Raw genomic sequence first — 11,155 nt, forward strand, 5'->3', positions numbered from 1 at the left:
TGGGGGATAATAACAAGGGTTATTTCTTGCGGGCAGTGACGTTCACCCATTCGCCCTGGTGATTTATCTCTAAAATTTCCCAGATGTCTGAGTGGGACTTGAAGGCTTCGACTACTTCCTGCTCGCGCTCGTTGAGGATGCCGGAGGTTATGAAGAGGCCGTCTTTTTTGAGGAGAGGCCCCACTTCTCCGGTGAGGAGGACGATGACCGGGGCGAGGATGTTGGCAACGACAATGTCGTATTTGCCGAGGCCCATGTCAGACTTGACTTTCTCGTCTCCGATGACGTTGCCGACTACCATGTCGAAGCTGTCTTCAGGAAGGTTGTTGGCTTTCAGGTTGTCGCGGACTGCGGGAACTGCTTCTTCATCAAGGTCTGTGCCATAGATATGACCTGCGCCCAGCTTGAGGGCTGTGATGCCGAGGATGCCGGAGCCTGTTCCGATGTCGGCAACTTCGTCGCCTTCTTTCATGTATTTCTGAAGCTGACGGATGCAGAGCTGGGTTGTTTCATGCATTCCGGTTCCGAAGGCTGTTCCTGGATCTATTTCTATGAGGAGCTTATCTTCGTCTCCTTCGGGGATTTCTTCCCAAGTTGGCTTTATGAGAATGTCCCCTACTGTGAATGGATGGAAGAAGGTCTTCCAGTTGTTGATCCAGTCTTTATCTTCTGTCTCCGAGGTTTCGATGGTTCCCTCTCCTACCTCACAATAGTTTCTCATATCTGCTATCATTTCTTCAACATCCCGGAGAAGCTGTTTAAGCTCTGTCGGAGTGTAGACATTGGAGGTGTTGGGCATATAGCTTGCATCTACGGATGGGTCTTCCATATATTTCTTTGCTTTCTCGATTCTGTCCTGCTTGTCTTCAGGTGACAGCACTTCTACGTAGAAGCTGACATCTGCCTTTCCGTCATCCGGTCCGATGTCGGGAAGGATGTCAATGAACATGCCTTTGGTGTCATCCTCGGAAAGAGGGATCTTGTCTTCTATCTGTACTCCGTCAATTCCGAGGTCCGCAAGATTCGCACTCAGGATATCCTCTGCCTCAGTAGTTGTATGAATAGTGAATTTTCTCCAAACCATATTATCGCCTTTCAAAATCTTGTAAATCTTCTCAGTACCGGAACAAGCTCCTTTAAAGCCTCCATACAGAGGTCAACTTCTTCCTTTTCATTGAATACACCGAAGGAAAATCTGATGGTGGAATCCTGAAGTTCGGGTTTCACACCTATTGCCTTCAGGGTTCCGGAAATACCGGGATGATTTGAGGAGCAGGCTGAGCCTGAACTTACATAAATGCCTTTTTCCTCCAGTGCGTGGAGAAGAACTTCTGCACGGACCTTTTCAAAGGAAACTGAAACTATGTTTGGCGCCGAGGCATCGCCTCTTTCTGAATTCACGGTTACTCCATCGATCTTTGATACTTCATCAATAAAATAGTTCTTTATATCCATTATACGCGCGATCTTCGCATCATGATCCCTGTAGGCAAGTTCTGCCGCAAGTCCCATACCTGCGATTCCGGGAACATTGTGGGTTCCGGAACGCATATCCTCCTGCTGTCCGCCTCCATAGATCATGGGTCTCAGGCGGATCTTCTCATCTACGTAAAGGAATCCAACTCCCTTAGGTCCGTGAATCTTGTGACCGGATACAGAGAGCATATCGATATTCTGCTTTTTGGGACGTATGGTAAGTTTTCCGTAGGACTGGATTGCATCTGTGTGGAACCAGGTGTTGGGATTACATACCTTAACCAACTTTCCTATTTCTTCCACCGGCTCTATGGCACCGATCTCATTGTTCACATGCATGATGGTAACAAGGATGGTATCATGTCTTATGGCAGTTCTCAGGTCATTGAGATTTATATGTCCTTTACTGTCTACCGGAAGATAAGTGATCTCGTATCCAAGTTCTGCCAATGTATCCAACGGCTTGTAGATGGCTGCATGCTCAACCTGGGAAGATATGATGTGCATTCCCTGCTTACGCTTTGCAAGGGCCGTTCCGAAGATGGCTGTATTGTTTGATTCTGTGCCGCCGGATGTAAATATTATCTCCTTTGGTTTAACCTTCAGAGTGTTTGCAACCTGCTCCCGGGCTGTACGGAAATACTTCTCCGCATCAAAGCCTTTTATGTGCTTTGAAGAGGGATTACCGTAATCCTCCTCCATTGTCTTCTTCATAAGCTCCACAACCTCAGGATAAACCCTTGTTGTGGCTGAATTGTCAAAATATATTTCTCTCATCTTTTATGAATCCTGTTCTATCACCGTACATGGTGAATATCTGTCAAATCCTGTTTTTTCATCGGATATGGTATATATCTGTCTTTATTTGCAGCTTCGATAGAAATACCTGTCTGAAATCATCAGAAGCCCCTGGTCATCAACAATCCTTATAGGTTTTCTTCATCAGCTTTTGCCTCCAGCATCAACATCAGTACACTGAGGCTAGTTATAGCAGCGGTCTCTGTTCTGAGAATACGCTTGCCAAGGGTTATGGGCTCTATTCCGTGCTGAAGGGCATCTTCTATCTCCGAATCCGAAAAGCCCCCTTCAGGGCCGATGAATACCGCAATCCTGCCATGATCGGGAAGCTTTCTCAGCTCTTCCATGGTGTGCTTAATGCTTTTGGCATTTTCATAAGGAATCAGCTTAAGGTTAAAGTCCTTCACAAAATCCATGGCTTGCTTCCACTTCATTACCGGCATCACTTCGGGAATGATAGAGCGTTTGGACTGCTTTGCAGCGGCCTCCGCTATAGCCTGCCAGCGCTCGGTTTTCTTTTGCTGTCTTTTATCGTCAAGCTTGATGACCGTGTTTTTCGAATCCAGCGGGATCACCGCATGAGCTCCAAGCTCTACTGCCTTCTGTATAATAAGCTCCATCTTGTCCTGCTTGGGAAGTCCCTGAAAAAGGTATATATCAGCAGGGAGTTCATGTATCTCTTCAACAAAGTTTATATGCAGAATCACCTCTGGCTCGGAAACAGAAGAAGCTCCAGTCTCTCTTGCCTCTTTTATAAAGTTCTCATCATGAACTTCCAGCACATCACATTCATAATCAGTTCCTTCTCCGTCAGAGATAAGTATTTTTTCACCCACTCTCACACGAAGGACGTTCTTCAAATGATTGTAATTGTCACCTGTCAGACGGACTCTGCGGTTATCTGTATCTATATCTGATTTATCTGCAAAAAAATGATGCATATCAGCCTGCTTTCACCATACATAGGTATAACGGATTTATAACGGATTCCTAAGCTATAAAAGAAACCCTCTGTAGTAAATCTCTTCCTGTTGCTTCGCTATTATAACAAGTAGCTCCAAAAAGTAAAACCCGTAAAAAAGAAAGTCTTCATACAGAATCTCTGAAGCCAGTGGGGACGGTTCTGAAGCCTTACAAAACAGCCTCACCGGTTCAATATACATAAGTAACAGTTCAGCCGACGCATATGCCGGAAAAATCCTGAGGGCATTCAAATGTATGCTCTCCGGATCTTTACTACATATGCGCCGGCTGAATTTTTTACTTCCGGTACTGTTTATTAAGCATCTATTGTCTCTCCGCAGGTCTTTGCGAAGGCCTTGAGAGCTTCCTTCTGCTCCTTGTTGAGTGAAGAAGGAATATTAACAACTATGGTAACATACTGGTCACCACGAACATCCGGGTTGTTAAGACTTGGAACGCCTTTGCCTCTCAGTCTTGTCTTTGTGTCAGACTGAGTGCCCGGCTTGATCTGCAGTTCTACATTACCGTCTACTGTACGGATAACCTTCTTGCCTCCCAGAGCTGCTGTTGCAAAGCTTATTTCCTCTGTGGAGTATATGTTTGTACCCTGACGTTTAAAGAACGGATGCTGTGATACAGCTATATCTACAAGAAGATCTCCTCTCGGACCGCCGTTTGTTCCCGGGTCTCCGCCGCCAGAACGACGAAGTGTTTGTCCATCATCGATGCCTGCGGGAATGGTGATCTCGATATTCTTCTGAGTTGTAATGTATCCGTCACCATGACAGTCAGGACATTTCTCTTTGACGATCTTTCCGGATCCCTGACAGTCAGGACATGTGGTTACCTGCTGTATGGTTCCGAACATGCTCTGTCTTGTAACAACCACCTGACCGCGGCCATTACATCTTGTACAGGTCTCAGGATGTGTTCCGGGCTTTGCGCCGGTTCCGTTACATTTCTTACACTCGTCCTTATATCTTATCTTAACTGTCTTTTTACAGCCCTTGATGGCTTCATCAAAAGTGATACGAATTCCGGTACGGATTGACTGTCCACGAGTTGCCTGATTAGCCGCACTGCCTCCATATGAGGAAAAACCGCCACGGGATCCGCCGAAGCCAAAGATATCTCCGAATATATCCGAGAAATCCATACCCCCAAAATCGAATCCGCCAAAACCGCTGCTCTGTCCTGCAGCAGAGTTTGCGTCAAATGCAGCATGACCGTATGTATCATATGCTCTTCTCTTCTTTTCATCCGAAAGAACCGCATATGCCTCATTTGCCTCACGGAACTTCTCAGCCGCCGCAGCATCACCGGGATTTGCATCCGGATGATACTTTTTCGCAAGCTTACGGAAAGCTCTCTTTATGGTTGCATCATCAGCATTCTTATCTACACCGAGGACTTCATAATAGTCCCGCTTTTGTTCTGCCATGTTTTACTCCTAGCAATATATCAACATTTGCCTCCGACGCAATGCGCCGGAGGCATTTAATAAAACGACGATTTATGATTTTATACTTCCTTGAAGTCACCGTCAACAACATTGTCATCGGAACTGCTCTGCTGAGCGCCCTGATCTGCTGCTCCCTGAGCACCGGCTGCACCCTGAGCTGCCTGAGCCTGCTCATAAACCTTTGAGAAGAGAGCCTGTGAAGACTTCATAAGTGTCTCCTGAGCTGCCTTGATCTTCTCAGCGCCGTCCTTTGTGATGGACTCAAGGGGGTTAGCTGCAAGAACATCCTCAAGAGCCTTAAGGTCAGCCTCAACCTGTGCCTTATCGGAGCCTGAAATCTTATCGCCTACATCTTCAAGAGCCTTCTTGGTCTGGAATACGATAGAGTCAGCACCGTTTCTTGTCTCGATAGCTTCCTTCTTTTCCTTATCAGCTGCCTCATACTGAGCAGCCTCCTTAACAGCCTTATCGATATCCTCCTTGCTCATGTTTGATCCGGATGTGATCGTGATGTGCTGCTCCTTGCCTGTTCCCTGATCCTTGGCAGAAACATTAACGATACCATTTGCATCGATATCGAAGGTTACCTCGATCTTAGGCATGCCACGTCTTGCAGGAAGGATTCCGTCAAGTCTGAACTGGCCGAGAGTCTTGTTATCTCTTGCGAACTCACGCTCACCCTGAACTACATGGATATCTACGGCTGTCTGGTTATCCTCAGCAGTTGAGAATACCTGAGATGCTCTTGTAGGGATTGTTGTATTTCTCTTGATAAGAGGAGTAGCAACGCCGCCAAGTGTCTCGATAGAAAGTGTAAGTGGTGTTACGTCAAGAAGAAGAACGTCACCGGCACCGGCATCACCTGCAAGCTTACCACCCTGGATAGCTGCACCGATAGCTACGCACTCATCCGGGTTAAGAGTCTTGCTTGGCTCCTTGCCTGTAAGCTGCTTAACCTTATCCTGAGCAACCGGCATACGTGTTGAACCACCAACCAGAAGAACCTTGTCAAGCTCTCCGGAGGTAAGGCCTGCATCACGAAGTGCATTCTGTACAGGAACCGCTGTTCTCTCTGTAAGATCAGATGTAAGCTCCTCAAACTTAGCTCTTGTAAGAGTCATATCAAGGTGCTTGGGGCCATCAGCAGTTGCTGTAATGAAAGGAAGGTTGATATCTGTTGTAGTTGAAGCAGAAAGCTCCTTCTTAGCCTTCTCAGCTGCTTCCTTAAGTCTCTGAAGAGCCATATTGTCCTTGCTGAGATCTACGCCCTCAGCCTTCTTGAACTCCTCAACCATCCAGTTCTGGATACGGCTATCATAATCATCACCGCCGAGACGGGTATCACCGTTTGTTGCAAGAACCTCGATAACACCATCTCCGATATCGATGATAGAAACATCAAATGTACCGCCGCCAAGGTCATAAACCATAACCTTCTGCTCTTTACCTTCATCAAGACCGTAAGCAAGAGCTGCAGCTGTAGGCTCATTGATGATACGCTTAACATCAAGACCTGCGATCTTTCCGGCATCCTTTGTTGCCTGACGCTGAGCATCGTTGAAGTATGCAGGAACTGTGATAACAGCCTCAGTTACCTTCTCACCGAGATAAGCCTCGGCATCAGCCTTAAGCTTCTGAAGGATCATAGCTGAAATCTCCTGAGGAGTATAGTCCTTACCGTCAATGCTTACCTTATAATCTGAACCCATGTGTCTCTTTATTGAAGAGATGGTTCTGTCAGCATTGGTTACAGCCTGACGCTTTGCAGGCTCACCTACAAGTCTCTCACCATTCTTTGTAAATGCCACAACTGAAGGTGTTGTTCTGAGACCCTCTGCATTTGCGATAACAGTAGGCTTTCCACCTTCCATAACTGCTACACAGCTGTTTGTTGTACCTAAATCGATTCCAATTATCTTTCCCATATTGTTCTCCTTTTCTATCTATAAAAACTGGATTTCTTTATATTTCATAACGGCAGAGCTTTTGGCTCCCGCCGAGTGTTACCGGGCTATGGCTTTTAATGTTTTCTATTTCTTCACCTTAACCATGCTGTGTCTGATCACCTGATCCTTATAGGTGTAACCCTTCTGAAGATCCTGTGTGACTGTATCCTCAGGTGCATCGCTTTCTGTATCTGTCATAACTGCATTGTGGAGGTTCGGATCGAATTTCTCGCCCTCAGCCTTGATGGCTTTGACCTGAAGATCCTCGAACAGTTTTTCAATCTGCTTGTAGATTCCCTGGACACCCTTTGTGAAAGCATCCTCTTCATCTTCCTTCTCTACAGTTCCCAGAGCTCTTTCAAAATTGTCAACCACAGGGAGAAGCTTCTCAATCACTTCTCTGGCACCGAAGTCGAAATTCTGAATCTTCTCCTTCTCAGTACGCTTGCGGAAATTGTCAAACTCCGCATAAAGCCTTGTGTATTTATCCTTAAGATCGGCTATTTCTGCCTCGTACTTTTCCTTGAGTTTTACGGTTTCGTCATCCTCAGCCGCATTTTCATCATCTTTAGCCTCAGCTTCATCATTTTCTGAAGCTTCCGCATTCTCAGAGTCCTCTGCTGCTTCCTTGTTTTCCTGAGACTCTTCCATGGTCTCCTCAACATTTTCTTCTTTTATTTCTTCTGTACCCTGTTCTTCGGAAGACTTCTTTATTTCTTCGTCCTTCAAGATAACCTCCTGTCCTTAATCCTTACCGGATCTTTATATCTTAAGCTGCCCTGCAGCCTTTTTAACCTTAGCTACTGAAATGCCTGATCCATCTCACTCTGAAGCTTACTGAGTATCTCCAATACCTTTTCATAGTCCATTCGCTTCGGTCCTATGACTCCGATGGTTCCCTTCAGTCCGTTTCCAAGCTCGTAATTGGCTGTTATAACCGAGCAGTCGGACATATTCTGAAGCGGAGATTCTTCTCCGATATAAACCTGTATAGGCTTCTTTCCGTCAGTCTGCTCCTGTGATTCCTTTACAAGAGAAGCAAGTTCATCCTTTGTTTCGAATGCACTTATAAGCTTTGATGCATTATCGGAATCCACAAGCTCCGGATACTTGAAAATGTTGGTTGCTCCGGAAGTATATATCTGACTCTCTCCGAGGTTGATATCCAGCATATTGAGAATGCTGTCAACTATGGCCTTTACAGTACCCTTATAGCTTGTCCTTGCAAGAAGCTGTCCGATACGTCCTTCGGTGATGTCTTCAACGCTCAGTCCGTTAAGTACATCATTGAGAAGCATGTTAATGCTCAGAACTCTGTTGAAGTCAAGCTCCTCTGAGCCGTCCAAAACCACAGATGAAGTCTTTACGATATTTCCCTGCATCATGACGACAAGAAGCAGTCTCCTTGCATCCACAAGAGAAGTCTGTATGAACTTGATCTTGTTTGTTCTAATAGAGGGTCCTGTGACCACCGCTGCATATTTGGTATTCTCAGCAAGGTTTCTGACAAGTGTTTTTAATGTTGTCTCCAGGCGATCCACCTTTTCAAACATTTCGGTTTTCACATCGTCAATCTCATGCTTATGATTTTCCATGAGCTGATCAACATAAAACCTGTAACCCTTGTCACTGGGGATACGACCTGCCGAAGTATGAGGCTGAACTATATACCCCATCTCCTCCAGATCACTCATTTCATTTCTGATGGTGGCAGAGCTGAGATTCAATCCGGAATACTTACTTATGGTTCGTGAGCCAACCGGTTCTCCGGTCTCAAGGTAGTTTTTGATTATCGTGGTAAGGATAACAATCTTACGTTGATCCAGTTCCATCTCTCCGCCTCCTTCTGTATTATTTTGTTAGCACTCAAAATATTGGAGTGCTAACATCTGAAATTTATAATACTCGCCTTGTAAATCTATGTCAAGAACTTTAACCAAATGCAATTGTGAATAAAAAATGAACTGTAATAAAAAAGCAGAAATCCACCGGAAACGGTTCTTGCCGACGAGAACCGTCCCCGGTGGATTTCCGGACAAAAAAAGAGTCAGACCGTAATGTCTGACCCTGAATAACCAGGAAAACCTCACTGTGCTTTGAAAGCTCAAATCCTTATGTACTCATTCATTAATGTGTATTCTTACCGTTAATATCTTACACACAGCTGACATTTTGGTAAGTTCATCCTTCATCAAACCGGAACTGCCAGGTACACATCTGCGTACTGCCAGCCTCTGTCGGTTACGCCTGCAGCTTCCGCATAGGTGTCATAGTATACATCTATAAGATTGCCCTTAACCGCTCCTCCGATATCTTCAACTGTATAAACAGTATTATTGATAAAGACCTTTGTTCCCATAGGAATAACACCAAGATCTGCAGCAATGGTATGATTTGCAGTGGTATATGCGCCGGAATAAGTAATACCCGCTCCATAATAACCCGTAAGTTTGAAATTGCCGATCATATTTCCACGCTTATAATGCGTAGTTTCCTCTGTGACAACACTTCCTACCTTTGTAACCGGATTACCTGCTGACTGCTTAGCCGCAGTCTCAAGAGCCTTTAACTGCTCTGCAAGCAGCTGTTCGGCATACATTTCAGCCTGAATCTCTGCATCCATTTCAGAATCGGAAGACTGAACAAGTTCATAGCCCTTAACCATGGACTCATCACTCCAAGCTGTACCTGTAGGGGCTGTAGCGGCCGCCAAAGCAGAAGTTGAAACCAACGCGGTAATAAATAACGTTGCCGCAGCTGTTTTTAGCCCTGCCATCTTCATATAATTGTTCCTCCTATAGTTATCCTTACCCAAAGCCAGACTATATACAATTACTCTGATACAGTGTGATCATTTTCCGGATTCGGAAAATGTCTGTCTCTGTAAAATAAGGAATCACAATCGCCTTAAATATCAACGATTTTTCTACGATTTTGCAACACAAGACGCTATGACCTTAATACAGCTTTGTAAAACGGTCAACTAAAATTTTTCTAAAGTTTTTAACAAAAACGTAACAGTTCAGTCTGTGGACCGGGGGACGGGGGTTGGTGGTCCACAGACTGAACTGTTATACAAAAGCCGAACGTTAAGTTCCGGCTAAACATGCGGTTTTTACACCGTTAACAGCAGCTCCACCGCCATTCTGTCAGTCAGATTACCGCTTTTTATAGACTCATCATACTCCAGACATCTGCTGATATAGTCCTCGATGCTTTCCAGCGAATAGTGCTTTGCCTGGTTCTGGAGCCTGCCCAGTATCCAGGGGGAAACATTAACATATTTGGCAGCTTCCTGCCCGTTCATGCCCCTTGTTACCGACTCTTTGGTAAGAAGCAGCTGGTTGAAATTCCTCCTCATAAGACTCAGAATCTTCATAGGTGCTTCCTGAAGTGTCAGGAGATCGCCATAGTACTGCATAGCTTTCTGTTTATTTCCGAGACTCATCTCTGTTATCATGTCGAAAACTCTGTCTTCAACATTCTGGGAACATATAGTCTCCACATCCTGATCTTCGATTATGTCCCGCTCTCCCGTATATGCGATCAGCTTTTCGAGCTCCGAAGCGATATTATCCATACTGTTTCCTGTTTTACTGAGGATCAGCTCCATGGTTGAATTTCTGATCTTTTTTCCGGCATTGGTGAGATATCTGGCTGCCCATCTTCCAAGTTGTGCCTGATCCTGAAATCCAAGCTCACAGTCAAAACCGTTTTTCTGTATGATCTTGTAAAGCTTCCCTCTTTTGTCGACCTCTTTCTCTATAAACATAAGGTGGGCCGTTTCCGGGAAATGCTCAATATTCTCAAGATATTTCACGATTTTCTCAGGCGGAGCTTTTTTAAACCACTGACTGTCGCTTACTATCACGAGCCTTCCGTTGTTATCCCCGAAAGTAAAGGGGATGGTATTCAGAATGTCTATGAGTTCGTCAACATCAGGAGCACCGTCAAAATAGTTATATGCCATGCCCTCATCTCCGCCGAAGGCCTTTCTGAAGGCTTTTTTATAGGAAAGCTTCAGATACTCTTCCTCTCCGTACAGAAGATAATAAGGCTTGAAATCTCCGCTTTTCAGATCATTTCCCAGCTCCAGGTAATTATTTTCATTTTCTTTTTTCTTGTAGGCCATATATTCTCCGATAATACTTCATAACTTTCAGTAAAGTACTAATACTTCCCACACCCAAAAGGGCGTGAAACTCAGTGTTTACAATGTTTGCGGCGCAAAAATACCATTATGCCGCCGACAACTGCTCCGCGCAGGCCTCTAAGGGCGCTTTCAGATAGTTTGGCAGGTTGTTGATGAATTGCTGTACAAACCCTGCCATTTGAGCATCAGTGAGCGCAAAGAACTCTTTGACGGTTGAAAGCAGTGCGATCATGATTAGTCGCATAGAATGGTCAAAGGTTATTTCCGCTACTTCCTGGACATACAGGTAGAACAGTTCTCCGAGCGATCGGTGATCTGTGTTTGCCCTCTGGAACACGCTAAGCATCATATACCTGA

General features: G+C 45.1%; 9 protein-coding genes and 1 pseudogene. All 10 read right to left on the reverse strand.

Annotation, left to right across the window (positions count from 1 at the left end; translation table 11 throughout):
• Positions 1-19 precede the first annotated feature (19 nt).
• Positions 20-1,084 carry a 50S ribosomal protein L11 methyltransferase gene (gene prmA / locus G625_RS0107540; protein WP_029200641.1) on the reverse strand — a complete coding sequence of 355 codons (1,065 nt, stop codon included), beginning with the start codon at positions 1,082-1,084 and terminating at the stop codon, positions 20-22.
• An 11-nt stretch (positions 1,085-1,095) separates the two neighbouring features.
• A complete protein-coding gene (locus G625_RS0107545; RefSeq protein ID WP_029200642.1) occupies positions 1,096-2,253 on the reverse strand; it encodes a cysteine desulfurase family protein in 1,158 nt (385 codons plus the stop codon).
• A gap of 149 nt (positions 2,254-2,402) precedes the next feature.
• The gene (locus tag G625_RS0107550) at positions 2,403-3,215 is read right to left on the reverse strand and encodes a 16S rRNA (uracil(1498)-N(3))-methyltransferase (RefSeq protein ID WP_029200643.1); all 813 of its coding nucleotides are present in this window, start codon (positions 3,213-3,215) and stop codon (positions 2,403-2,405) included.
• 338 nt (positions 3,216-3,553) lie between these two features.
• Positions 3,554-4,678, reverse strand: a complete 1,125-nt coding sequence (gene dnaJ, locus G625_RS0107560) for a molecular chaperone DnaJ (protein WP_029200645.1) — start codon at positions 4,676-4,678, stop codon at positions 3,554-3,556.
• Positions 4,679-4,758: 80 nt separating this feature from the next.
• A complete protein-coding gene (gene dnaK / locus G625_RS0107565; protein WP_029200646.1) occupies positions 4,759-6,624 on the reverse strand; it encodes a molecular chaperone DnaK in 1,866 nt (621 codons plus the stop codon).
• 105 nt (positions 6,625-6,729) lie between these two features.
• Complete coding sequence (gene grpE, locus G625_RS0107570; RefSeq protein WP_242826612.1) at positions 6,730-7,374, reverse strand: nucleotide exchange factor GrpE; 645 nt, start codon at positions 7,372-7,374, stop codon at positions 6,730-6,732.
• 71 nt (positions 7,375-7,445) lie between these two features.
• Entirely contained in the window at positions 7,446-8,477 is a 1,032-nt protein-coding gene (gene hrcA, locus G625_RS0107575; RefSeq protein WP_029200648.1) for a heat-inducible transcriptional repressor HrcA, read from the reverse strand.
• A 359-nt stretch (positions 8,478-8,836) separates the two neighbouring features.
• The gene (locus tag G625_RS21160; protein ID WP_049895794.1) at positions 8,837-9,427 is read right to left on the reverse strand and encodes a 3D domain-containing protein; all 591 of its coding nucleotides are present in this window, start codon (positions 9,425-9,427) and stop codon (positions 8,837-8,839) included.
• 333 nt (positions 9,428-9,760) lie between these two features.
• Positions 9,761-10,777, reverse strand: coding sequence for a DNA polymerase III subunit delta (holA, locus tag G625_RS0107585; RefSeq protein ID WP_044931974.1), 1,017 nt, complete (start codon positions 10,775-10,777; stop codon positions 9,761-9,763).
• Between the two features lie 106 nt (positions 10,778-10,883).
• A pseudogene (locus G625_RS22840) lies at positions 10,884-11,155 on the reverse strand (IS4 family transposase); the annotation flags it as partial.

Source organism: Oribacterium sp. NK2B42, from assembly GCF_000424445.1.
Classification (GTDB): domain Bacteria; phylum Bacillota; class Clostridia; order Lachnospirales; family Lachnospiraceae; genus Oribacterium.

Coding starts and splice junctions, on each gene's coding strand:
- G625_RS0107545 (WP_029200642.1), bottom strand. CDS start 2,253: ATGAGAGAAATATATTTTGACAATTCAGCCACAACAAGGGTTTATCCT.
- dnaK (WP_029200646.1), bottom strand. CDS start 6,624: ATGGGAAAGATAATTGGAATCGATTTAGGTACAACAAACAGCTGTGTA.
- prmA (WP_029200641.1), bottom strand. CDS start 1,084: ATGGTTTGGAGAAAATTCACTATTCATACAACTACTGAGGCAGAGGAT.
- dnaJ (WP_029200645.1), bottom strand. CDS start 4,678: ATGGCAGAACAAAAGCGGGACTATTATGAAGTCCTCGGTGTAGATAAG.
- holA (WP_044931974.1), bottom strand. CDS start 10,777: ATGGCCTACAAGAAAAAAGAAAATGAAAATAATTACCTGGAGCTGGGA.
- G625_RS21160 (WP_049895794.1), bottom strand. CDS start 9,427: ATGAAGATGGCAGGGCTAAAAACAGCTGCGGCAACGTTATTTATTACC.
- G625_RS0107550 (WP_029200643.1), bottom strand. CDS start 3,215: ATGCATCATTTTTTTGCAGATAAATCAGATATAGATACAGATAACCGC.
- hrcA (WP_029200648.1), bottom strand. CDS start 8,477: ATGGAACTGGATCAACGTAAGATTGTTATCCTTACCACGATAATCAAA.